This window comes from Riemerella anatipestifer (genome assembly GCF_009670965.2).
Classification (GTDB): domain Bacteria; phylum Bacteroidota; class Bacteroidia; order Flavobacteriales; family Weeksellaceae; genus Riemerella; species Riemerella anatipestifer_B.
Window position 1 is genome coordinate 1,527,757 of record NZ_CP073239.1, and the last position, 22,696, is coordinate 1,550,452.

20 protein-coding genes, 4 tRNA genes and 1 pseudogene are annotated in these 22,696 nt (G+C 36.3%); 14 read left to right on the forward strand and 11 right to left on the reverse strand.

Annotation, left to right across the window (positions count from 1 at the left end; genetic code table 11):
* Positions 1-6: 6 nt before the first annotated feature.
* A complete protein-coding gene (locus D1J36_RS06985; protein WP_154137888.1) occupies positions 7-726 on the reverse strand; it encodes a hypothetical protein in 720 nt (239 codons plus the stop codon).
* Positions 727-806: 80 nt separating this feature from the next.
* Between D1J36_RS06985 and D1J36_RS06990 the strand changes: the two genes are divergently transcribed.
* A complete protein-coding gene (locus D1J36_RS06990; protein ID WP_154137889.1) occupies positions 807-1,241 on the forward strand; it encodes an RNA-binding S4 domain-containing protein in 435 nt (144 codons plus the stop codon).
* On the opposite strand, the gene D1J36_RS06995 is transcribed toward D1J36_RS06990, so the two are convergent.
* Complete coding sequence (locus tag D1J36_RS06995) at positions 1,213-1,740, reverse strand: shikimate kinase (RefSeq protein ID WP_154137890.1); 528 nt, start codon at positions 1,738-1,740, stop codon at positions 1,213-1,215. The two genes, D1J36_RS06990 and D1J36_RS06995, sit on opposite strands and share 29 nt — an antisense overlap.
* A gap of 97 nt (positions 1,741-1,837) precedes the next feature.
* Here D1J36_RS06995 and D1J36_RS07000 point away from each other — a divergent pair.
* The 3 genes from D1J36_RS07000 to D1J36_RS07010 all read left to right on the forward strand — a co-directional run bounded on the left by D1J36_RS07000 (position 1,838) and on the right by D1J36_RS07010 (position 2,111).
* A tRNA-Lys gene (locus tag D1J36_RS07000) sits at positions 1,838-1,910 on the forward strand.
* A 29-nt stretch (positions 1,911-1,939) separates the two neighbouring features.
* Positions 1,940-2,023: transfer RNA gene (locus D1J36_RS07005), tRNA-Leu, on the forward strand.
* A gap of 15 nt (positions 2,024-2,038) precedes the next feature.
* Positions 2,039-2,111 (forward strand) — tRNA-Lys (locus D1J36_RS07010).
* 276 nt (positions 2,112-2,387) lie between these two features.
* Here D1J36_RS07010 and D1J36_RS07015 read toward each other — a convergent pair.
* Positions 2,388-2,461: transfer RNA gene (locus D1J36_RS07015), tRNA-Ile, on the reverse strand.
* A 266-nt stretch (positions 2,462-2,727) separates the two neighbouring features.
* Between D1J36_RS07015 and rbfA the strand changes: the two genes are divergently transcribed.
* From rbfA to D1J36_RS07050, 7 genes are all read left to right on the forward strand, one after another.
* Positions 2,728-3,087, forward strand: a complete 360-nt coding sequence (gene rbfA / locus D1J36_RS07020; protein ID WP_153936817.1) for a 30S ribosome-binding factor RbfA — start codon at positions 2,728-2,730, stop codon at positions 3,085-3,087.
* Between the two features lie 11 nt (positions 3,088-3,098).
* Positions 3,099-4,301 (forward strand): ABC transporter permease, encoded by a 1,203-nt coding sequence (locus tag D1J36_RS07025; protein WP_154137891.1) that lies wholly within the window; start codon positions 3,099-3,101, stop codon positions 4,299-4,301.
* Between the two features lie 42 nt (positions 4,302-4,343).
* On the forward strand, positions 4,344-5,396 hold the full coding sequence (locus D1J36_RS07030; RefSeq protein ID WP_154137892.1) for an endonuclease: 1,053 nt from the start codon (positions 4,344-4,346) through the stop codon (positions 5,394-5,396).
* 141 nt (positions 5,397-5,537) lie between these two features.
* On the forward strand, positions 5,538-6,845 hold the full coding sequence (locus tag D1J36_RS07035; RefSeq protein WP_154137893.1) for a TolC family protein: 1,308 nt from the start codon (positions 5,538-5,540) through the stop codon (positions 6,843-6,845).
* 2 nt (positions 6,846-6,847) lie between these two features.
* Positions 6,848-7,933, forward strand: a complete 1,086-nt coding sequence (locus D1J36_RS07040; RefSeq protein WP_154137894.1) for an efflux RND transporter periplasmic adaptor subunit — start codon at positions 6,848-6,850, stop codon at positions 7,931-7,933.
* 57 nt (positions 7,934-7,990) lie between these two features.
* Complete coding sequence (locus D1J36_RS07045; protein WP_154137895.1) at positions 7,991-11,215, forward strand: efflux RND transporter permease subunit; 3,225 nt, start codon at positions 7,991-7,993, stop codon at positions 11,213-11,215.
* A gap of 107 nt (positions 11,216-11,322) precedes the next feature.
* Positions 11,323-11,529: a YgaP family membrane protein gene (locus D1J36_RS07050; RefSeq protein ID WP_154137896.1), complete on the forward strand. Its 207-nt coding sequence runs from the start codon at positions 11,323-11,325 to the stop codon at positions 11,527-11,529.
* A gap of 67 nt (positions 11,530-11,596) precedes the next feature.
* Here D1J36_RS07050 and D1J36_RS07055 read toward each other — a convergent pair whose 3' ends face one another.
* Entirely contained in the window at positions 11,597-12,430 is an 834-nt protein-coding gene (locus D1J36_RS07055) for a hypothetical protein (RefSeq protein ID WP_154137897.1), read from the reverse strand.
* Between the two features lie 744 nt (positions 12,431-13,174).
* On the opposite strand from D1J36_RS07055, the gene D1J36_RS07060 reads away from it, so the two are divergent.
* Positions 13,175-14,920 carry a hypothetical protein gene (locus D1J36_RS07060; RefSeq protein ID WP_154137898.1) on the forward strand — a complete coding sequence of 582 codons (1,746 nt, stop codon included), beginning with the start codon at positions 13,175-13,177 and terminating at the stop codon, positions 14,918-14,920.
* A gap of 59 nt (positions 14,921-14,979) precedes the next feature.
* Positions 14,980-15,700 (forward strand): annotated as a pseudogene (locus D1J36_RS07065) (DNA-binding domain-containing protein).
* A 378-nt stretch (positions 15,701-16,078) separates the two neighbouring features.
* On the opposite strand, the gene D1J36_RS07070 reads toward D1J36_RS07065, so the two are convergent.
* The 7 genes from D1J36_RS07070 to D1J36_RS07100 all read right to left on the reverse strand — a co-directional run bounded on the left by D1J36_RS07070 (position 16,079) and on the right by D1J36_RS07100 (position 21,799).
* Complete coding sequence (locus D1J36_RS07070; RefSeq protein WP_154137899.1) at positions 16,079-16,402, reverse strand: YkvA family protein; 324 nt, start codon at positions 16,400-16,402, stop codon at positions 16,079-16,081.
* 55 nt (positions 16,403-16,457) lie between these two features.
* Entirely contained in the window at positions 16,458-17,015 is a 558-nt protein-coding gene (locus tag D1J36_RS07075; protein ID WP_154137900.1) for a TlpA family protein disulfide reductase, read from the reverse strand.
* A 20-nt stretch (positions 17,016-17,035) separates the two neighbouring features.
* Positions 17,036-17,599, reverse strand: a complete 564-nt coding sequence (locus D1J36_RS07080; RefSeq protein WP_154137901.1) for a thioredoxin family protein — start codon at positions 17,597-17,599, stop codon at positions 17,036-17,038.
* A gap of 2 nt (positions 17,600-17,601) precedes the next feature.
* A complete protein-coding gene (aroC, locus tag D1J36_RS07085; RefSeq protein WP_154137902.1) occupies positions 17,602-18,666 on the reverse strand; it encodes a chorismate synthase in 1,065 nt (354 codons plus the stop codon).
* 41 nt (positions 18,667-18,707) lie between these two features.
* Entirely contained in the window at positions 18,708-19,634 is a 927-nt protein-coding gene (locus D1J36_RS07090; RefSeq protein ID WP_154137903.1) for an endonuclease/exonuclease/phosphatase family protein, read from the reverse strand.
* An 84-nt stretch (positions 19,635-19,718) separates the two neighbouring features.
* Positions 19,719-21,161 (reverse strand): aminoacyl-histidine dipeptidase, encoded by a 1,443-nt coding sequence (locus D1J36_RS07095; protein ID WP_154137904.1) that lies wholly within the window; start codon positions 21,159-21,161, stop codon positions 19,719-19,721.
* An 89-nt stretch (positions 21,162-21,250) separates the two neighbouring features.
* Positions 21,251-21,799, reverse strand: a complete 549-nt coding sequence (locus D1J36_RS07100) for a YqgE/AlgH family protein (protein ID WP_154137905.1) — start codon at positions 21,797-21,799, stop codon at positions 21,251-21,253.
* Positions 21,800-21,821: 22 nt separating this feature from the next.
* Between D1J36_RS07100 and pdxH the strand changes: the two genes are divergently transcribed.
* Complete coding sequence (gene pdxH, locus D1J36_RS07105; RefSeq protein WP_154137906.1) at positions 21,822-22,466, forward strand: pyridoxamine 5'-phosphate oxidase; 645 nt, start codon at positions 21,822-21,824, stop codon at positions 22,464-22,466.
* Positions 22,467-22,696: the final 230 nt, after the last annotated feature.

Here is a 22,696-nt window from a genome sequence, read left to right on the forward strand (position 1 = left end):
GTAAAATTAATCGCTAGTTCTAGCAGAAGTTTTATAAACTTGGAAGTTGAATACAAAAGTTCTGTCGTTTAAAGAGTAACCAGCATAATTAAAATGAGCATCTCTAGCAAAAGCCGCTTTTGATGGCACTATAATTACTCCTTGTAAGTTGTAAGCTGCTTCAGCTCCTTGATTAAAACTTTTAAAATATTTCAAAGCCTCCTGGAAACCTTCTATTTCGTAGTAACTTCTAGTCTTTCCGCTACTTGTTAGCACCGAGTTTTTAACATAATAGAAAGAAGGATCTTCTTGTGGTGTCCCTGTACCACTAATAGTGTTGTAGAAAGTATATGGACTTCTGAGTTTTACACTTTCATTTTCTTTAGTAGCAACATAGGTCATTGTCTTATGCATTAGGCTTATGTTGTCTGTAGCACCTATAGTGGTGCCATTGTCAGGTTGTGCGTTTGGTCTTACAATGTATACCACTCCAGATTCTAAAGTTTGAGGATTATAATCAGATAAAGGTTTCTCATTATCATCAGTTGTACTACTAGAGTCGAAAGCCACAATATTTCCTCTAGAATCAAAATAATTGTCCTTTAGAAATTGCTGAATGGCTTGTGCATCATAATCGTTTTGTACACTAATATCTACTGTTGTAGTGGTAGTAGTGGTAGTGTCTCTTTTACAAGAGGTAGCGGTAAGTCCTATAGCCAAAAGGCTGAGTGCAATGCTTTTTTTCATTAGAATATCTTTTTGCTTAATAAGCAATTTTCTTAAATTGCGATTTTATTTTTTAGTAACGACAAAAATATAAATAAAATATGAGAATAGATAAATTTTTGTGGAGTGTGAGGTTTTTTAAGACAAGAAGTATAGCGGCAGAAGAAATAAAAAAGAATAGAGTTTCAGTAGGAGAGCAAGTTGCAAAGCCTTCTAGAGAAGTGATGGAGGGCGATATAATTAAAATTAGAAAAAACCAAATTGATTATAAAATAAAGGTAATTCAAATCCCTAAAAGTAGGATAGGAGCTAAGTTAGTTCCACTTCACATCAAAGATATGACGGATAAAGAGCAGTACGAAATCCTAAAAATGCGAAAATTATCACAGGACTACTATCGCCAAAAAGGAGAGGGAAGACCTACGAAGAAAGACCGTAGAGATATGACCGAATTTATCAATACAGATGATGAGACTTTCTTCGATGAAGACGATTGGGACTCGTTTTTTAATGAAGCTGAAGATTTAGAAGACTAATAATTTCATTAACGATTTCGTCGGGAGATTTATCATCAGTATCTACAATATATTTTGCTTTGAAGTAGTAGGCTTGTCTTTCAAACAAGTGTTTTGCAATAAATTCTAGCAGTTGGTCACTGTCTTCTATATGAGCTATAAGTGGTCGGCTGCTTTTTTCTTTTATTAACCTTTTATGAAGGTTTTTCACAGAAGTTCTTAGATAAATACTTTCAGAAAGGGCGTTAATGGCATCTATGTTATTATAATAAACAGGTGTGCCACCTCCCAAACTAAGGATAGTAGATTTTTGAGTGTTGAGTAGGTGTTCTAAGGTTTCTTTTTCTCTTTTTCTGAAATAAATTTCACCCTTTTCTTTAAAAATTTGAGGAATTTCTCTCATTTCTTGCTCAGAAATTACCTTATCTAGGTCTAATAAATTAAAATTTATTTTTTCTGATAATTTTTTGGAAATTAGTGATTTACCACTTCCCATGTAGCCTATTAGAGAAATAATCATGATTTATTTTTAAACAAAATTGCAGAAAAATTTTGAGAAAACAAAAAAAGCCGTATCTTTGCACCACTTTTGAGAACGGAATTATCCTAACTCAAATGACTCGGTAGCTCAGCTGGTAGAGCAATACACTTTTAATGTATGGGTCCTGGGTTCGAATCCCAGCCGAGTCACAAGATAAAAATCTTAATAAAAGATTTTTGCCTGTGTGGTGAAATTGGTAGACACGCCATCTTGAGGGGGTGGTATCCTTAAGGATGTGCTGGTTCGAGTCCAGTCGCAGGCACACAGAAAAAACTTAGACTCGGTAGCTCAGCTGGTAGAGCAATACACTTTTAATGTATGGGTCCTGGGTTCGAATCCCAGCCGAGTCACAATTTGCTGAAAAGTAAATTTTTTTCATATTAATATTTTGTGATTTGGTGTTCAGAAGTCTCCTTGTTTATTATAAGGAGACTTTTGGTTCTTGTATATGTTTGTAGACTTAGTAAAAAGTGGGTAATCTAAAATTAATAATGAGTAACCTAATTGTAGGCCTTTTTAGGTAAAGTTTGATAATAGAAGTAAGGTGAAAATATTAGAAGATAATATATAAAAGCTTGATTTTCAAACATGAAAAAAGCACCAACTAATTATTGGTGCTTTATATGTGGTCCCACCTGGGCTCGAACCAGGGACCACCTGATTATGAGTCAGGTGCTCTAACCAACTGAGCTATAGGACCTATAAAATTCAGTGGTTGAATTTTGTGTTTGCAAAAATACGCTTTTTTATTTAATCTCCAAATTTTTTATTACTTTATTTAATGTGTTTTTACTGAAAATCTATAAGCATAATAAGTAATAAATATATAATTATTTTATTATCAGTTTTTTATTTGATGCTGTGGCTAAAATAAAAATTATATATTAAACAATCGTTTTGTTATTGTAGGTTCATTTTGGTGATTTTCCATATATTTAAAACAAATATGCTAACTTTGCACTAGTTATGGAAAGTAATAGACAAAGAAAGATAGCTCAAATTATACAGGAAGATTTTTCCGAGCTTTTTAGAAAACAAGCGGCTGATAGTAAAGCACAATTTTTAATATCTGTTTCTGATGTAAAGGTAACAGCCGATTTAGGAATTGCTAAGATTTATCTAAGCATTTTTCCTCAGAATTATCGCGAAGCAATAATGAAAGAAATAGAGGCGAATAAATCTCAATATCGTCATTTTATAGGCAATAAAATGGCAAAGCAGGTTCGTGTAATTCCTCAGTTAAGCTTTTATTTAGACACTAGTTTAGACGAAGTAGAAAGAATAGAAAAAGAACTAAAAGGAGAAGGTGATAACCCTATACTCTAAAAAGTAAAACATTGAAAAACACTCCTTTTTATATAGCAAAGCGTTATTTGTTGGCAAAAAAAGGTAGCCAAGCAGTAAGTTTTATTACTGGTTTGGCAGCTATAGCTATGATGGTGGCGGTAGCAGCTATGTTTATTATTGTGTCTGTTTTTTCAGGTTTAGAAGAACTCAATAAGGATTTAGTAGAAGATTTACACGCCGATTTAACCATTACTAGCACTCGTGGAAAGACTTTAGAGAATATAGATAAAATCACAGATGCATTAAAACAGAACCAATCCATATTATTTTTTTCTAAAATTATAGAAGAAAAGGTCTACCTAGACTATAATAATAATGGAGAAATAGCCTATATAAGAGGCGTAGATTCGGTTTACACTAAAGTTAATCCTATACAGAATAGTATTTTTTTCGGAAGCTATCTCTCGTTTGATTATACCAATGATATTGTTATGGAGAATGGGCTTAACTCTAGGCTTTCCATTCCTGTAGGGTCTGATAGAGATTATGCACAGCTTTTTATGCCTAAACCTGGGAAAGGTATTATAAACAAAGAGTCTGATATATTTAACAAAAAAGAAGTTTTTGTGACGGGGGTTTTTAATGGTAAAGACCAACTTAATAGTTATATTATAGCTCCTATAGAGCTGACTCAGGAACTTCTAAACCTGCCCAAAGGTACCGCTTATAGCATTGTGATTAAACTGAAAGATAGTACTGATGCTAACTTTATTAAAAAAGATTTAGAGGGCAGACTTACAAATGTTAAAATAAGTACCAAAGAGGAAGAAAATGCAGCTTTTTGGAAGATGATAAACACCGAAAAATTGATGATTTATCTCATTTTCGGGCTGGTAATTTTCATTACAACATTCAATTTGGCTGGAGCTATTATTATTCTTCAGTTAGATAAAAAAGAACAATCTAGAACTTTAGTTTCTTTGGGAATGACCAAGCAGGAACTGAGAAGAATTTACTTCTATACCGGAAGTCTTGTAGTTATTTTTGGTGTTATTATGGGGCTTGTTATAGGAAGTTTAATTTGCTTATTTCAAATCCAAACGGGATTGTTTAAAGCGGGGGAATTATTACCTTTCCCTGTAAAAATAGAATTAAGAAACTATTTGATAGTTACAGGGATAGCCTTATTTTTTGGATTGCTAATCTCTTTTATATTTTCAAAAATAAATAAGAACTACTTAAACTATAAGTAATTTATAATCACTAAATTTGTACAAGATTAAATTCAATAGGTTATGAAGAATATTTATTTAATAGTAGCTTTTCTGATAGGAGGATTCGGATTGGCTCAAATCCCAGATGGTTATTATGACAGTGCAGAAGGACTTTCGGGATACACTCTTAAAAGTAAATTAAGCGAAATTCTCAATGACAAACACAAAGACAAAGGATACGATGCACTTTGGACGGCTTATGCTACGGCAGATATAGATAAATATTATGAAAACGACAATACCATCTTAGATATTTACTCTGAAAATCCTAGTGGGAAAGACCCTTATTCGTATAGATATAGAACTAACCAATGTGGCAATTATTCTGGAGAAGGGAGTTGCTATAACAGAGAACATATAGTGCCTCAAAGTTTGTTTAGTAAAGCAGCTCCTATGAGAAATGATGCTCATTTCGTGATTCCTACAGATGGTTATGTTAATGGTAAAAGAAGTGATTATCCATTTGGAGTAGTAGGCAACGCTAGTTGGACTTCCAAGAATGGTTCTAAACTAGGCAAAAGTAGCACTAGTGGGTATGGAGGAACTGTTTTTGAACCCATAGATGAGTTTAAAGGCGATGTGGCAAGAATGGTATTCTATTTTGTAACAATGTACGAAAAACGAATTCCTAACTTCAAGTTGGGTGATATGCTTAATGGGACCACTACACAAGGTTTAGAAGATTGGCAGTTAGCAGTTTTACTCACTTGGCACAACCAAGACCCTGTGAGTAAAAGAGAAATAGACAGAAATAATGCTGTTTACAATTATCAGGGGAATAGAAACCCTTTTATAGACCACCCAGAATGGGTTAATCTAATTTGGAAGAAAGAGCTTTCCACCCAAGAAGTGTCTAAAAAAGACAATATTTTGAGTATTTATCCCAATCCAGTAACTGGAGGAAAACTGTATTTTTCTAATTGGAACGATTATGATAAAATAGATATTTTCAGTACAGAAGGGAAGAAAGTGAAATCAGTTAAGTCTTCTAATGAAATAGATGTTTCTAATCTTCCAAAAGGAGTTTATTTATTAAAAGCAGACTCAAAGACTATAAAATTCATAATTAAGTAATATATTTTTTATAGCTAATCTAACCGCATAACCACAGTGTTGTGCGGTTTTTCTTTTTACACTCATATTACAATATATATGTAACTAAAGTTACGCTCTAGACCAACTAATAAGGATAGTTTTGTCCTAAAATAAAATAATATGAGACGATTCTTTTTTACAGGAATAACATTACTAGCTTCATCACTTATGTATTCTCAAGAAGTGGTTAGTGTTTCCCAAGAGGATTTAGAAAGAAAAATAGGACAGCAGAATCTACAGCTAAAACTAGCAGAAGCAGAAGTTAATTCTGCCAAGGCAGATTTACTTATGTCTAGAGCGATGTATTTGCCTAATGTCAACCTTTCTTATACGGGTATTTCTACCAATAATCCTTTAATGGCATTTGGTTCAAGGCTTAATCAGGAGCGTGTCACTATGATAGATTTTGAGCCTAAAAGACTCAATAACCCTGATAATATTTTCAATTTTGCTACTAAGCTAGAGGTGCAACAACCCATCTTTAATCAAGATGCGATTTATCAAAAAAAAGCTGGAGAAGTGCGAGTAGAGGCATTAACTCTAAAGCAAGAACGAACTAAAGACTATCTTCTCTTTGAAATTAAAAAAGCCTATATGCAACTACAAATGGCCTATAAAGCAGTTGCGGTGCTAGAAGGAGCTAGAGAAACCGTCTTATCAAATAAAAAAGTTATTGATAACTATTATAAAAACGGAATGCTACAAAAATCTGATGTTTTGGATATGAATGTGAGAGTTGCTGAAATAGAGAGCCAAATTCAGTTTTCAAAGTCCAATGTTAAAAACGCTTCAGATTATCTTTATTTTTTATTAAATGAAAATTCCCAAGGCAAAGTATTAAAACCAACAGAAAGTTTAAACTATAAAGGTGATGCTCTTGTAAATACTCCAGAGCTTAAAAAAGATAGAAAAGATTTACAAGCCTATCAAAAATCTTTAGATGCTTACGATTATATGATAAAATCAGCTAAGTCCAAACTATTACCTAGATTAAATGCCTTCGGAAGTTTTGAAATGTATGACAATAAGCCTTATCAGTTTGATGCCAACGGCTATCTAGTAGGCGTTCAGTTATCGTGGAATGTATTTGATGGCATGAAGTCTAATAGCGAAATCGCTAAGCAAAAAGCCGAAATATTAAAAACTCAAACCGAAATACAACAATACCAAAAACAAGCAGAATTAGAATTAGTGAAAGCTTACAGGCAAGTACAAGATACTGATAATAAAGTGAATCTAACCAAATTAGCATGGGAGCAAAGTGCAGAGGCGTACAGAATCAGAAAAAATAGATACGAACAAGGTCTAGAAAAGGTCTCCGACCTTTTGAATACCGAAACCGCAATGTCTAAAAAAGAATTAGAATACCAACAAACTATTTTTGAATATAACATCGCATTAGAATACTTTAATTTTTTAAATAAATAATTATGAATAAAATAAAAACAGGCATCTTAGTGGTGGCAGTAGCCGTTTTGGGCAGTTGCTCTTCCGATTCAAAAACAATTACAGATAACAGCCAACTTATTAAGGTACAACTCAGTAACTCTTCAGTTACAAACAATTTGGGTTACGCTATGGCAAGTGGCAAGCTGGTTGCCAAAAAATCAGTAAATATTTCTACAAGAATGATGGGCTACATTACTGGTCTAACGGTAGAAGTAGGTGATTTCGTAAAAGCAGGACAAGGTCTCGTAAGTATTAACAATACTGATATCCAAGCTAAAGGCGGACAGGTAAACGCCCAAATTGCACAAGCCAAAGCCAATTTTGAAATCGCTCAAAAAGACTATCAGCGTTTTCAAAATCTATACAAAAACCAGAGTGCTTCTCAGAAAGAGTTAGACGATATGAAAGGGAGATACGATATGGCAAAAGCAGGACTAGACGCAGCCCAAATGATGAAGTCTGAAGTAAACTCACAATACAAATATACCAATATCACTGCTCCTATTTCTGGAGTAGTAACTGCTAAATATGCTAACCAAGGAGATATGGCAAGCCCAGGAATGCCTATTTTAACTATTGAAAGTTCAGGCGATTTACAAGCTCAGGTTTTAGTTTCGGAGCAAGATATTACTTTAGTTAAGAGTGGTATGCCCGTTAAAGTTTTAATGAAATCTACCAACCAAGAAATAGCTGGCACCGTGGCAGATGTGAGCCTTTCCGCTACGAATACAGGTGGACAATATTTAGTAAAAATCAACCTTCCACAAAGTAGCAGTTATTTACCAGGTATGTTTGTGAATGTTCAGTTTCCATTCAAAAGGAACGGAAAACTTAACCAAGATTTACCAGAGTCTGTAAGTATCCCAAAATCAGCTCTAGTAGAACAAGGACAGCTTACAGGAGTTTACACCGTAAGTGCTAATAATACCGCAATGCTCCGTTGGATAAAGGTAGGGAAAGTAATGGGAGATCAAGTAGAAGTTCTTTCAGGGTTATCCTCTCAAGAGCCTTATATTATTTCCTCTCAAGGAAAACTCTATAACGGTGCTAAAGTAAGTATAAAATAAAGCGTTTAACAGCGGAATAAATTTAATATTTAAACCGCTAAAAAATTAATTAAAAATATGGAAAAAGGATTTGCAGGACGCATTGCCGAATTTTTCATCAATTCCAAACTCACCATTTTATTGATGATTGCATTGATGATAATAGGCGTATATAGCTCTACCCTAATACCTAGGGAAGAAGAACCACAGATTATAGTTCCGATGGCAGATGTTATGGTAGGCTATCCTGGAGCTAACCCTACAGAAGTAGAAAATAGAGTGGTAAAACCGCTTGAAAAGATAATATCCAACATCAAAGGAGTTGAGCATGTACATTCTATGGCAATGAATGGAAAAGCCATGCTTATCGTACAATTTTATGTAGGTGAAGATACAGAACGCTCTTATGTAAAACTCTATGACGAGCTTATGAAACATAAAATGATGTTTCCTAAAGGAGTTTACGAACCTATAGTTAAAACAAGGTCTATAGATGATGTCCCAATGCTAGGGCTTACACTTTGGAGCGAAAACTACAATGATTATCAGTTAAGACAAATAACAGAGGAATTAGCTTCAGAAATAAAAAAAGTAAAAGATGTTTCTCTTACGAATGTTATTGGAGGAAGAGCCCGCCAACTCAAAGTAATTTTAGATAAAGCTAAAATGGCAGAATCTAGTGTAGATGCTCTTTCTGTAATGCAAATGATACAAGCGAGTAATGGTAGCTCTCAAACAGGAAGTTTTGTTAATAATAATCAGGAATATTTACTGACTACAGGACAATTTTTAACCTCTAAAGAAGATGTAGAAAACCTTGTCGTAGGGACTTCTCAAAATATGCCTGTGTACCTAAAGCAAATTGCTAAGGTAGAAGATGGTGCTTCTTCTCCTGCCAATTATGTAAGTATGGGGTTTGGTCAAAATACTGAAAAAGGACAGAAAAACCCTTCGGAATATCCAGCCATCACACTATCTGTTTCTAAAGTAAAGGGGGCTGATGCTATGAAAATATCAGAACAAATTCTAGAAAAAGTAGAACATTTAAAGAAAAATCTTATTCCTGCAGATGTACATGTGGAAGTAACTAGAAACTATGGTGAAACAGCTTCCCATAAAGTATCCGAGCTACTCATGCACTTAGGCGTTGCTATTTTAGCAGTGACTATTTTGGTAATGCTTGCTATGGGTTGGAGAGGCGGTTTAGTGGTCTTCCTTTCGGTACCTCTTACATTTGCACTTACACTGTTTAGTTATTATGTTTTAGGGTACACTCTTAATAGGATTACACTATTTGCATTAGTATTTGTAGTGGGTATCGTGGTAGATGATAGTATTATTATCGCAGAAAATATGCACCGCCACTTCCACATGAGAAAGCTCCCATTTAAAGAAGCGGCTATCTATGCTATCAACGAGGTAGGAAACCCTACTATCTTAGCGACTTTTACCGTAATTGCTGCTATTTTACCAATGGCTTTTGTTTCTGGAATGATGGGACCTTACATGAGTCCAATGCCAATAGGAGCTTCTATAGCAATGTTACTCTCACTTTTTGTGGCACTTACAATCACTCCTTATTTAGGCTATCATCTGCTTAAAGTAAAAGATGATGAGGAACATAAAGAAGAACAAGGTCTAGAAACGAGCTTAATTTATAAATGGTACAAAAAAATAGAACAGCCACTATTAGATAGTTCCAAGAAACGATGGACAATATTAGGAGTTACTACAGTATTATTGCTGATTTCTGTATTGGCATTTTTCACCAAATGGGTAGCGGTTAAGATGCTTCCTTTTGATAATAAAAATGAAATTCAGGTTGTAATAGATATGCCAGAAGGTACACCTTTAGAAAAAACGGCAGCTGTTACCAAAGATGTTGCACAGTATTTAAGAACCGTCCCTGAAGTAGTAAACTATCAAAATTATATTGGAGCTTCATCACCCATTACCTTTAATGGTTTAGTAAGACACTACGATATGAGAGGGCAAAGCAATACCGCAGATATTCAAGTGAATCTTTTGGATAAATCGGCTCGTTCCAAACAAAGTCATGATGTAGCTAAAACCATTAGACCAGAAATACAAAAGATAGCGAAAAAGTACGGTGCTAATATCAAAATTGTAGAGGTGCCACCAGGTCCACCTGTGCTTTCTACCATAGTAGCTGAAGTCTATGGTCCTAATTATGAGGAACAGGTAAAAATTGCCGACCAAGTACAACAAATTTTAAAACAAGCAGATGATGTAGTAGATGTAGATTGGATGGTAGAAGCTCCACAAACAGAGTTTAAAATAATCCCTGACAATGAGAAAAGTATGCTAAATGGCATCGCACCTCAGCAGTTGGTGGGTAACCTTACTTATCTTATGGGAGAGTATCCTATCTCTACATTGTACGATGAAAAGTCCAATCAGCCTGTTAATATGGTTATGAAGCTAGATGATGCCGAAAAAGCTACGCTACAAGACATCACTGCTCTTAAAGTAAAGGGACAAATGGGTAACATGCTTCCTATAAGCGATATTGCTAAAGTGGAAAAACACACCTTAGAGAAGAGTATTTATAGAAAAGATCAAAAGCGAGTAGTTTATGTTTTAGCTGATATGGCAGGTGTCTTAGAAAGTCCAGCCTACGCTATATTGGGTATGGAAGAAAAACTCAAAAAAATGAATCTCCCTGAAGGATATAGCATCAATGAGTTGTATATGGCACAGCCTTCTGATGAAAGCGATTTTACCGTAAAATGGGACGGAGAGTGGCAAATCACTTTAGAAGTATTTAGAGACTTAGGAGCTGCTTTTTTAGTAGTTATCATCATTATTTATATGTTGATTGTAGGTTGGTTTCAGAACTTTAAAACACCTATTGTTATGATGGTTGCTATACCTCTTTCTTTAGTGGGTATTGTACTAGGGCATTGGTTGTTAGGAGCATTCTTTACCGCCACTTCATTTATCGGAATGATAGCCTTAGCTGGTGTAATGGTAAGGAACTCAGTATTGTTAATAGACTTTATAGAAATTAGATTGAAAGAAGGTGTACCTATGAAACAAGCAATTATAGAAGCTGGAGCGGTAAGAACAACGCCTATCTTGTTAACTACTGGAGCAGTTGTGATAGGAGCGGTAATTATTCTCTTTGACCCTATTTTCCAAGGTCTAGCAATATCATTGGTTTTTGGAGCTATAGTTTCTACAGTTCTTACCCTTCTTGTAGTCCCTTTGGTATATTATATGACAGAGAAAAAGAAATGGGATAAAATCCAATCGGAACAATCTGCAGAAATACCAGAGTAACTTTAAAACAAATTTTCACATAAACATTGCTAGGTGTTTTTTAAAATAACTTAGCAATGTTTTCTAATTTAAGAGATAAATAACAACAGAAATACATTAGTTAAAAAATGAAAACAAGAATAATACACGCTGTAGCAGGAACTATGGTTTTAACCAGCTTACTACTGGGACTTTATGTGCACGAAAATTGGTTTTTCCTTACAGGTTTTGTGGGGCTTAACTTATTACAATCCTCTGTAACTAACTGGTGTTTACTCAAAACTATTTTAGAAAAAATAGGTATTGAAGATGATAGCAATAGTTGTGGCTATTAGATGTTGCTAGACACTTAAATAAAAATAGGCTACCTTTTAAGGGTAGCCTATGCTTATTAGAAACAATTTATTTATTGTAGGTGATGGTATAGGTATTAGTATCACTGCTACTGCCATTGCTGTTATTTGAGTAAGTATAAGTACTAACTATATTAGTAGGGTAGCTATTTGAGTTATAGGTATTTTGATATGTTGTTTTATAGGTATTGCCGTTGCTATCAATTGAGGTATAGGTAGTATAATTATTTTGTGTAAAAGATAATTCGCCCTCCATAATAAGATTTAGACCTAATAGAGCTTCCTTAAACCCAGCTATATTCTTGAAAATACCATTTTTATCATCATAAGAAATAGTGCTATTAAAAACACTTGTGGAATATTGAGATGTATGTGTACTTACATATTTAGAAACCTGTCCGTCTGTGAGTGTGTAGACATAAGACCCACTACTAGTGTAAGTGCCACTTGGATAGGTATAAACTTGAGTTTCTTCAGTTGTTACAGTACCATCGGTATTATAGGTATAATTAGTTTCTATCTTTAAACTATATTGTTTGTTGTTTTTAGTTCCTGTTGATATGGTTTTGGTAAGTCTACCATTGAGGTATTCAAAGGTAGTAGTAGTAATATCTACATCTTTTTTTTCAATAATTTTAGAAATAAGGTTGTTAGAGTACTCAAAATTGATAGTGTTAGTATCTGAACCATAAGCTCCAACTATTTCTAATAGTTTATTTCCGTTATAGGTAAGAGTGATAGTGGAATCGTCGCCGTCTTCTGATGTAGAATGAATTTTAGTAGGAAGTATAGGGATACTTTCGGTTACGGTTTCATCATTTTCACTTCTGTTACAAGACATTAGGGCTGCTGCCATAGCAGTCATTAGGATATATTTTTTCATAGTAAATATTTTTCTACAAATTTAAGAATAATATAGACCTTATAAAACCTACCTAACAGAAAAATTAAGAGAGTTTTGCATAAAATTTCTCTCAAAAACTTGCATACTTGCTTAAAAGGTTATAAGTTTGCTCCAGTTTTATGACACACGATACCAATTACATACAAACAAGTATAAAAAAGTGCCCGAATTATTTGGCTATTTCAAATAATTTCATAAACACACACACACACACACACACACACACACACAAATAGTTTCGTGGGTATGCGTCGTATTATCTAGAAAATTACTTCAACTTTTATCGTTAATTATAAATATAATACCGCCAACTTTCGTTGGCGGGTTTTCGTATTTACACCATTCTAAATTTAGCTTTCATAAATATCTACTAAAAGCACCATTGTTTTGTCTTAAAACATGGTCGTTCTTGTTGGGTGCTTTTAGTGTTCAGGGGGAGCGTTATGCTCTTTCTGTCTTAGCCTTCCTCCTCGTTTTGTGTGTGTTTAGAGGGGGGAGGCGTTTTCTCATTGGTTCAAGAGTTCAAGGTTTAAAGTTCAAATATTCAAGGGGTAAGGGTTTAAGGTTTAAAGTTCAAAAATTCAAGGAATCATCGGAGCTATTGAACTACGCCCCCAGAACTTTAAACTTTTTTACAACTTCACCATTAGCAATTTTACAATTTCACAACCAACAACTAGCAATTAACAATTTCACAACTTAACATCTATAAACTTTAACATTATGAAAAAAACTTTGTTATGCGCGGTGTTTCTGCCTTTGGTGCTGAACGCCCAAGATTACAGTGGCAGAGTGGGCATCAATACCGATAAGCCCAAAGCTACTTTAGAAATTTCTAAGGTGGCAGTAAGCCCCACAATGCCTGCCACTAAAGCACAGGGAGTGCTATTTCCTAAATTTACCTCGGAGGAGCGTACGAAATTTTCGGGGACTGCCGAAGAGGGAACTATAATCTACAACATAGAGAAACGCTGTCTAGAAATGTACTTGGGTCTAGTCTCAGGCGTGCCCCACTGGGCGTGTTTGCCCGATGTGGCATCGGCAAAATCTCAAAGTGTAGCGGTAACGGCGGCAGGTTTTGAGGGCTCTTATGTGGGAGGCGTTCCGTTTACTGGCGCCAACAAAGCCAAATTTAAACTAGAGAACAACTCGTTTTCTACTGTTAGCTCGTCTTTTGCCGATGCGGTTACGGTGCAGAATGGTATGGCTACTATTTCGGCAGGTAATTGCCAATGGCAAAAGCTCAATGGTTCTACGCTCATAGGTAGTGCGGCATCGTGTGCCTCGCCCAACCTTATCACTTTGAACTCGGGGGAGTCGGCATTATTAACGTATACGATGAGTGGCACGCCAGCCACAGGTACTTTGACGGCAAACTTTAGCAAGTTGGGAGCTCAAGCCGACCAACAGACCCAAGTAGGCTTAGGCACTGCCACCATTACCAGCCCTAAAACGGAGTATGTGGTTTCGCTCACTTATGACGGAACGACCCCAAAAACAGAAGTTCAAGGCAAAATCAACAATACCTCCAATAAACTCATTGTAAAAATACCTTACGAAAATGGTAGTGGTTCTTATAATGCCGTAACCTCTCAACCAGTAGCTACCACTGCAGGACAAGGTAATGATACCAATACGCTTACACTTAATATCCCAGCAGGAAACTTTGGCGTGAATGGGGTTTTAGAAGCCACTATAAGTGTAGATGGCGATGGGGAGTATCTCGTAAAAATGTTACCACCAGGGGAAGAGTACATTATTGCTACCATACCTTACACGCTTAATGGTAATAATTACGAAGTGGTGCTTAAAGGTATTGGGGGTGTTCCAGATAAGAAGTTTAATGTCCTAACCAACGGAAAATTAGAGCATCAGTTTATCTATATTCCTATAAAAGGGAGTGATGGTAGAACGTGGCTTAATAATAACTTAGGGGCAGACTATGCTAACCTCAATTCTCCTGTTTTTAACCCTTTACAGCAAGCCACTAGTATAAGAGATAAAAACGCTTATGGTTCTCACTTCCAGTGGGGGCGTGATGCTGATGGGCACGAGCTGGTAACTTATCCAACGGAAACCACAGGAAATAGAGTGTATCCTAATATTCCGTTGTATGATGAGGTCCAGTTGTGGACTTATACTAATAATCCTTGCCCTAATGGTTATCGTATGCCTACCACAACCGAATGGAATGCATATAGGGCTTTACTTCCTTCACCAGCCAATGCCCCTGTTTGGTTTAACGACCCATTAAAACTGACGGCTACTGGTATGGCAGACTACCCTGGGGGATGGATGCTAACTCCAGGTAACTATGAATTGTGGGCTAGGTATGGCTCATCAACTGTGAGAGAGAATAAGTTTTGGCAATCTTTGACTATATTTTACCAAACCTCATATGCTAACTATGATGCGGCGGGTCCTTATTATTTAAAGTACCCACGAACAATCCGCTGCGTTAAGGATTAGCCAACCTTATAAATTAGACTTTATGATAAAAAATATTTAACCTTTAAATACTATATATTATGAATACTTTAAAAGCGTGGTTGCGTCCCAACCTACTCACCAAAGACGACCCTAACGATTTTGTAGCCGTGCCACTTCTAGGCGGCAGCCTTGGCATTACAGAAATTGTAGAAGCTCTTAAAAAAGAAGGTATGGAGATAAAAACCGAAACTGCGGTAGGATATTATCACCCGTTTTAACCGTAAAGCCTCAGAGCTGGTACTCAACGGTTATAGCGTAAATACTGGGTTAGTCTATATGCGTCCTGCCATTAAGGGTGTGTTTTACGACAAAACTTGGGATAAAGAGAAGCACTCCGTTTATGTCAATGTAAACCAAGGCACCGACCTAAGAAAAGCCGCCAACGATACCAAAGTAGAAATCCTCGGCGAGCAGTCCAGCCCAATGAGTGTGTTCAGCATCACCGATAAAGCTACAGGCAAAGCAGACGGCACACTTACCAAAGGTAAGAATGCGGAAATCAAAGGTACATTCATTAAAATAGACGGCGATAACCCTAAGAACGGCATCGTCTTCAAAAACCTAGACAACCAAAATGAGGTCAAGTTGGCTAAAGACAGTATCGTAATCAACGAGCCGTCAAGGGTGCTTATCCTTGTGCCTTCGGATTTAGAAGCAGGTAACTATGAGCTAAGCATCACTACGCAAAGCAGTAAAGGTTCTATTTTATTAAAAGAGCCAAGAACCGAAACTCTAAACACGCCTATTACTATTGTGTAGTGTATTTTTGGCACTTCTAATAACGAATGCCCTTCCTTAATATTAAGGAAGGGCATTCCCCTTATAAGGGGAAGACACCTCACTGCCTAAGGCGAAGCCTCTTCCCTCGGTAAGGGGAAGACGCTTCACTCGTACGAGCGAAGCGTCTTCCGTTTGGGACAAGGCTATCCCCCTCCAAATAAAATGAAATGCCAACATCCCAACGGATAAGGTCAATGGGGTACTATTACCACCTCCGTTCTGCCTTACCGAGCAGAGAGGTCCTGCCTTATCTAGCAGAGGTGTTCTGCTCGTACGAGCAGAACACCTCTGACAATAGGGATAATTCTATAAGAAATACTTCCACAAAATAAGGCTACCTTTGGGGTAGCCTTTGTTTTAGTTTATCTCAATAGTTTTCACTATTTTTTTATTGCTTTCCCATTCGGAGAATTGGTTGAGTTCTTTCATTAAGAGCGGAAGCACCAATGCCAAAATACCCAAGTCGTCCACAACACCAATAGCAGGTATAAAATCTGGTAAAATGTCTATAGGCGAAATAATATAAACTAAGGCTATGGCAGGAAGTAAAACATTCTTAACCGAAGGTTTATACTGTTTGCTAATGATGGCTTTTATCATTCGCAAAAGCTCGGGCATTCTTCTTAAAAGCCCTTTGTTTTGAAACAAAGCCAATCCCAAAAACTTTAATCTAGATTTCATTTTTTATATGATTAAATAATTCGGGAGCAGAATACTCAAAATCCGTTCCAAAATATTATTTGGCTATTGTTTCTACCAGTTGGTGTACATTGGCAGAGTTCCAATCGTTGGCGGTATCGTCCTTTTCTACAATTCTCCCCATTTTGTCTATAATAAAAGTGGTAGGGAAAGATTTGGGCAGTAGCTTGTCTAAAATAGGGCTTTGGGCAATATAGACAGGAGCGGTGTAGTGGTTATCCGCTAGAAATTGCTTCACTTTTTCCTCATCGTCTTGCATAGCGATAAGTACAAAGCTCATTTTGTCATTTTGTTTATCGTAGAGTTTTTGGATAGAACCCCATTCTGCACGGCAAGGCGGGCACCAGCTCCCCCAAAAGTTAAGAAACAGCGTTTTACCTTTAAAGTTTTTTAGATTGGTATCGGGTACATTAACGCCTTTTAGACTAATGTCAAACTCTTCATCAGTAATGAGTAAAGCATTGTCTAGCTTTTCTATGGCAGGTTTCATAAGAAGCTGACTCCTTACAAAATCTCCAAATTTAGGAAATAAAAACACCGACAATAGCAAGGCGGTAAGTAGTAAGAAAATGAAATTCTTTTTTAGAAAATTCATAGCAGGTATATTTAATTAAATTATAGCAGTTCTAAAATTTCGTTTAGGGTATCTTTACCTTTGTTTTTGGCGTAATAGACTTGCAAATCGTTGTGGAATTGCTCTTTAGAATAAGTTTCAGGAGAGGTTTTAAACTTTTCAAATAGCTCTACACCATATTTAGGGCGAGGTCCCCAAGTTTTAATCACATTAAAGGTTTCATCTAAGATTAAGACTTTCGGGATAGACCTGCCTCCGTTGGTTAAAAATTGGTCTATAAGGGAAGTGTCAGAATCTCTATAAAATAGTCTTACATCATTTCTACCTTCAAAAAAACGAGCCAATACAGGCACAAGCTGACTGGCATCTCCACACCAAGGCTCCGAAATAATGAGTATTTTACCATTGAATTTTTTGGATTCTAAAGTTTTAAAATCTTCGTCCGTAGGCTTAAATACCTTCAGCATCCGGTTCATTCTTTGGAGCCCCAGTTCGTAGTAAGGTTTTTTCTCTGCCTCTTCTTCTGTTTTGGGGTGGTCTATTCTGTGGTAAGTTTCTTCTAAATAAGCCTCAAAAGAAACGGCTTTATCCCAATAGTTTTTCATAGTTACCTTCTTCTTATTTGGTTAATTAAAAATAAATCGGCAAGTACAAAAGCGGTAAGATTTTCTACCACAGGTACTGCACGAGGAAGTACGCAAGGGTCGTGTCTGCCTTTACCTTCCACTGTTACTTTATTGCCTAGTTTATCCACGCTTTCTTGCGGTCTTAAAATAGTTGCCACAGGCTTAAAAGCCACACGGAAATAAATATCCATTCCGTTGGAGATACCGCCTTGTATGCCACCTGATAGATTGGTTTTGGTAGAAAAATCAGTGTTAAATAAATCGTTGTGTTCTTTACCCGTCATAGAGGCTCCGCAAAACCCACTGCCGTACTCGAAGCCTTTAGCTGCATTGATGTTGAGCATTGCCTTAGCAAGTTCTGCCTGAAGTTTGCCAAACACAGGTTCGCCTATGCCTACAGGTAGATTTTTAATCACGCAAGTAATGGTGCCTCCTATGGTGTTGCCTTCTTTTTTAATCTCTTTAATTCGGTCAATCATTTTCTTTGCGACATTCTCGTCTGGGCAACGGATTTCGTTGTTTTCTGTTTTAGAAAAATCCAAATCTTGGTAAGGTTTTTCGCAAAAGATATTTCCTACGGAAGACACATAGGCGTGTATTTCAACCTCTTTAGGGAGAATGTTTTTTGCTAAAGCTCCAGCGGCTACCCAATTGATGGTTTCTCTAGCCGATGATTTGCCACCACCACGGTGGTCTCTATGTCCGAATTTTTGGTCGTAAGTAAAATCGGCGTGGCTAGGGCGATAAGCTGCCGCTAAGTGGTCGTAATCTTTACTTTTTTGATTTTCATTTTCTATAATAAAGCCGATTGGAGTGCCTGTGGTTTTACCTTCAAAAATACCAGACAGAAATTTCACTGTATCGCTTTCCTTTCTTTGGGTTACAATGGCAGACTGCCCAGGTTTTCTTCTGTCTAATTCTCTCTGTACGGCGTCTAAATCTACTTCTATTCCCGCAGGAAAATTGGTGATGATGCCTCCGTAAGCTAAACCGTGACTTTCTCCAAAGGTATTCAAAGAAAGAAAATTACCTAATTGATTATGCATATTGCAAAGTTAATATTTTATAAGGTTATAATTAAGGATATTTATCCTTTGGCTAAAGATTCAAATTCTACTAATACAGGGAAATGGTCGCTATAACCGCCCAAATACCTCGTCCCAGAGTAGGTTCTGAAAGGTCTGTTTTTCATTTTATCCCAATTTTTTATCTCGGTTGGGTTAAATATCTCTGCTTTTTTATAGGTTAGCCCGAAAGAAGTTTGAAAAAAATCTCTTGAAAACATAATTTGGTCAAATAGCAATCCTTCTTTTTTGTGATAAGTGGAGTAGTCTCCTAAATAATATAATGCTGAAAACGGATTGTGTAATAGTTCTAAAATCCCCTCGTGGTAAGTAAATTGAATGAGGTTGTCTTCGTTAGGGTTTTCATTAAAATCTCCCAATACGAGTACCGCTTCTTTGTCTTTGATGATGATGTTTTCTATCAAAGTATTGATTTTTTCTAAAATTTCATTTCGTTTAGGGAGGTTGATGTCTTGCTCTCTTTTGGAAGGTAGATGCATCACAAAACAATGGAATGTTGCTCCGTTATATTCTAATACAGAATGTAGAACATCTCTGGTGGTGTCTTCATAAAGCTCTCCTTGTTCGTTTTTCATTTCAAACTTAAACCTGATGGGTTCAGAGTGCTTCACCGTGATTTTGTTCTTGTCGTAAAGAAGAGCGACATCTATGCCTCTTTCGTCAGGAGATTCGTAGTGCAGGTAGTGATAGTTTCCTCCGAAAACAGGTTTCGCCAATAAGTCTTCTAGCACTGTTTTATTTCCTATTTCAGCTAGTCCTACTAGCATCGGTAGGGTATTATTATATTGCTTTATAAGTTCAAAAATGTGTGCGGTTTTATGGAGTTTATTGTGGTATTTGTAATTATCCCAGTGAGGCAAATATGTCGTGTGTGGCGGAAAAAAATTCTCCACATTATAAAAAGCAACAATTTCTTTTTTTATGTTCATTATTTAAAGACTTTTGTGGTCTTATGACTAAGTGAAAAGTTTAAAAAAGCCCTCAAATCATCGAGAGCTTTTTTTTTAGTTTGATTATTTCTTTTCTGGGATATTGGCTAAAATTTCTTTCAGGAACTTCCAAAACTTCTGTGTTGAAGAAATACTTGCTCTTTCATCAGGAGAGTGAGCCCCTTTGATGGTTGGTCCAAAACTTACCATTTCCATTTTAGGGTAATTAGCACCAATAATTCCGCACTCTAGACCAGCGTGGCAAGCCACTACATTAGGTTTAGAATTAAATTCTCTTTGGTAGATTTCTTCCATTACTTTAATGATTTCAGCTCCTGGCTTTGGCTTCCACCCAGGATATGAACCACTGAATTTTACTTCCATTCCTGCCAGTTCAAAACTTGCTCGGAGTTGGTTGGCTACTGCCAACTTGCTAGACTCCACAGATGAGCGAGAAAGGTTGAGGATTTGTAAAGCTCCATCTTTGAGTTCCACTCTAGCGATATTATTAGAAGCCTCCACCAAGTCTTCTACATCTGGAGACATACGGTAAACGCCATTGTGAGCAGCATTAAGTGCTAAAATAACTTTAGTGCTATCCTCTACGCTTAGAGCGTTACCTTCTATATCACAAGATTCTATGCTGATGTTTAAGTCTTTTTCTAGTGTAGCAAATTCCTCTAATATTTCAGACTTTAAAGTTTCAAATTCGGTAGCAAATACCTCCTTATTAGCGACTAAAATAGACACGCTACCTTCTCTTGGGATAGCGTTTCTAAGGCTTCCTGCGTCTATACTTACTAATCTAGGCTCGTGAGCAATGGCTAACATTAAGAACCTTGCCAAAATCTTGTTAGCGTTACCTAAACCTTTGTGTATATCCATTCCAGAATGTCCGCCTTTAAGACCTTTTACTGTAATTCTGAAGCCGTTTTCTGTTACTTTTTGAGTATTGTATTTTTGAGTGGCGGTAACATCTATCCCTCCAGCGCAGCCTATATCAATCTCATCGTCTTCTTCTGTATCTAAGTTGAGGAGAATCTCTCCGTTTAGAGTGTTAGGCTCTAGTCCAAACGCTCCAGTCATACCTGTTTCTTCATCTATTGTAAATAGGGTTTCTAATGCAGGATGGGCAATATCTGTACTTTCTAGAATACTCATCATTGCTGCAACGCCTAGACCATTATCTGCTCCTAGAGTGGTTCCTTTAGCTCTTACCCAATCGCCATCTACATACATTTCAATCCCTTGGTTGTCAAAATCAAAATTAACATCATTATTTTTTTGGCAAACCATATCTAAGTGAGATTGGAGGACAATAGGCTGTCTGTTCTCCATACCTTGTGTGGCAGGCTTTCTAATGATGACGTTTCCTGTTTTATCTACAGAAGTTTCTAAGCCTAAGTTTTCTCCAAAATTTTTGATGAAATTTATAACCCTTTCCTCCTTTTTTGAAGGTCTAGGGACTGCATTAAGAGCAGAGAAATTTTTCCAAATTATTTGTGGTTCTATTTGTGATAAACTCATAATTGATATATCTTTTTTTATTTTTCCAAAGTTACAAAAAATCCGCTGATGTCCAGATGTTCTAGTTGAAATGAGAAGATATCAAACGGTTAGTTCATAGAAACATCTTCGGGCGTATTTGCCCAAATTAAGTGAAGCCCTCCCAAGTTCTCCATAATATTCTTCCAAAGAGTGTGGCTGAAACTTGCAGTTAAATCTATCTCATAGTTTTCTACAGGAATCCAATATTTATTCTCTATTTCTGTGTCCAATTGCATGGCTCCCCAACCAGAATAACCATAGAATATTTTTATATCCTCAGGGGCGATAGTTCCCATCATGATTGCACCGATGACTTTAGAGGCATTTTCTGTAAAGGTGTAACCTTCTGTAATCTTTTCGGCGTCTAAGGCAGGTTCATTTCCTTTAATAATAAAAAACATTTGAGTAGTACCCACAGGACCACCTGAATAAACTTCTAGTTGTGGTGATAAGGATTTTTGAAAATGGTGACTTAACACAGGGTTTTTCTTGTTGAGAATAAGTCCGAATGCTCCTTCCTCGTCATGATTGATGATTAAAACGACCGAACGAGAAAATATATCCCCAGAAACATCAGGAGTAGAAATTAAAATTTTACCTTTGTAAGACCGATTCATAACCCAAAAATAAATAAAATTTATGGAAAATCTACACGATAAAAGAAAAGTTTATGATAAAGGTGCTTTGTTAGAAGAGCAAGTGAAACCTAACCCAATAGAGCAGTTTAGAGATTGGTTTTCTGATGCTGAAGAACACCCTGCCATTGCTGAGGCTAATGCTATGAGTATTTCTACCATAGATAAAGACGGTTGTCCTAGAACGAGAATGGTACTGCTAAAGGCGTACACTTGGGAAGGTTTTATTTTTTACACCAACTATGATAGCCAAAAAGGGAAAGCCATAGAGGAGCATCATAAAGCGTGTTTACATTTCTTTTATCCACCGTTAGAGCGTCAAATTACAATTAAAGCCAATATAGAACGCTTGGCAGAAAATTTAAGTGATGGTTATTTCCATTCTCGTCCTAGAGGAAGCCAGTTGGGAGCGGTAGTATCGCCACAAAGTCAAGTGATACCTGATAGAAATTTTCTAGAAAATAAACTTCAATTACTAGAAAAAGAACTAGAAGGAAAAGAAATCCCAAGACCCGAAAACTGGGGTGGCTACTTAGCAAAACCTTACGAAATAGAGTTTTGGCAGGGAAGACCTAACAGGTTACACGATAGAATAGTCTATAAATTAATTGATGATTTTGATTGGCAAATAGTTAGGTTAGCACCATAAAAATTTTGAGTACCCAAGCAGAATAATGTAGGTATATATTGTTGGTGTAATTTGAAAATTAATTTCTTATGGGGTACAAACTGTAATTTAAAAGAGTTATTATCTAATAGATTACCTCTGATTTTTGAAAGTGATTATGTAGGAGGTCTATCAGGTAGTGTTAAAAACTAAACTTTATATAAAAAACTTATAAATAAAAGTCGCTTCTGTAAAACAAAAGCGACCTATTA

What these genes read in the sequence shown, in the direction of transcription:
- D1J36_RS06985 (WP_154137888.1), bottom strand. Translation starts at nt 726, where the DNA reads ATGAAAAAAAGCATTGCACTCAGCCTTTTGGCTATAGGACTTACCGCT.
- D1J36_RS06990 (WP_154137889.1), top strand. Translation starts at nt 807, where the DNA reads ATGAGAATAGATAAATTTTTGTGGAGTGTGAGGTTTTTTAAGACAAGA.
- D1J36_RS06995 (WP_154137890.1), bottom strand. Translation starts at nt 1,740, where the DNA reads ATGATTATTTCTCTAATAGGCTACATGGGAAGTGGTAAATCACTAATT.
- rbfA (WP_153936817.1), top strand. Translation starts at nt 2,728, where the DNA reads ATGGAAAGTAATAGACAAAGAAAGATAGCTCAAATTATACAGGAAGAT.
- D1J36_RS07030 (WP_154137892.1), top strand. Translation starts at nt 4,344, where the DNA reads ATGAAGAATATTTATTTAATAGTAGCTTTTCTGATAGGAGGATTCGGA.
- D1J36_RS07035 (WP_154137893.1), top strand. Translation starts at nt 5,538, where the DNA reads ATGAGACGATTCTTTTTTACAGGAATAACATTACTAGCTTCATCACTT.
- D1J36_RS07040 (WP_154137894.1), top strand. Translation starts at nt 6,848, where the DNA reads ATGAATAAAATAAAAACAGGCATCTTAGTGGTGGCAGTAGCCGTTTTG.
- D1J36_RS07045 (WP_154137895.1), top strand. Translation starts at nt 7,991, where the DNA reads ATGGAAAAAGGATTTGCAGGACGCATTGCCGAATTTTTCATCAATTCC.
- D1J36_RS07050 (WP_154137896.1), top strand. Translation starts at nt 11,323, where the DNA reads ATGAAAACAAGAATAATACACGCTGTAGCAGGAACTATGGTTTTAACC.
- D1J36_RS07055 (WP_154137897.1), bottom strand. Translation starts at nt 12,430, where the DNA reads ATGAAAAAATATATCCTAATGACTGCTATGGCAGCAGCCCTAATGTCT.
- D1J36_RS07060 (WP_154137898.1), top strand. Translation starts at nt 13,175, where the DNA reads ATGAAAAAAACTTTGTTATGCGCGGTGTTTCTGCCTTTGGTGCTGAAC.
- D1J36_RS07070 (WP_154137899.1), bottom strand. Translation starts at nt 16,402, where the DNA reads ATGAAATCTAGATTAAAGTTTTTGGGATTGGCTTTGTTTCAAAACAAA.
- D1J36_RS07075 (WP_154137900.1), bottom strand. Translation starts at nt 17,015, where the DNA reads ATGAATTTTCTAAAAAAGAATTTCATTTTCTTACTACTTACCGCCTTG.
- D1J36_RS07080 (WP_154137901.1), bottom strand. Translation starts at nt 17,599, where the DNA reads ATGAAAAACTATTGGGATAAAGCCGTTTCTTTTGAGGCTTATTTAGAA.
- aroC (WP_154137902.1), bottom strand. Translation starts at nt 18,666, where the DNA reads ATGCATAATCAATTAGGTAATTTTCTTTCTTTGAATACCTTTGGAGAA.
- D1J36_RS07090 (WP_154137903.1), bottom strand. Translation starts at nt 19,634, where the DNA reads ATGAACATAAAAAAAGAAATTGTTGCTTTTTATAATGTGGAGAATTTT.
- D1J36_RS07095 (WP_154137904.1), bottom strand. Translation starts at nt 21,161, where the DNA reads ATGAGTTTATCACAAATAGAACCACAAATAATTTGGAAAAATTTCTCT.
- D1J36_RS07100 (WP_154137905.1), bottom strand. Translation starts at nt 21,799, where the DNA reads ATGAATCGGTCTTACAAAGGTAAAATTTTAATTTCTACTCCTGATGTT.
- pdxH (WP_154137906.1), top strand. Translation starts at nt 21,822, where the DNA reads ATGGAAAATCTACACGATAAAAGAAAAGTTTATGATAAAGGTGCTTTG.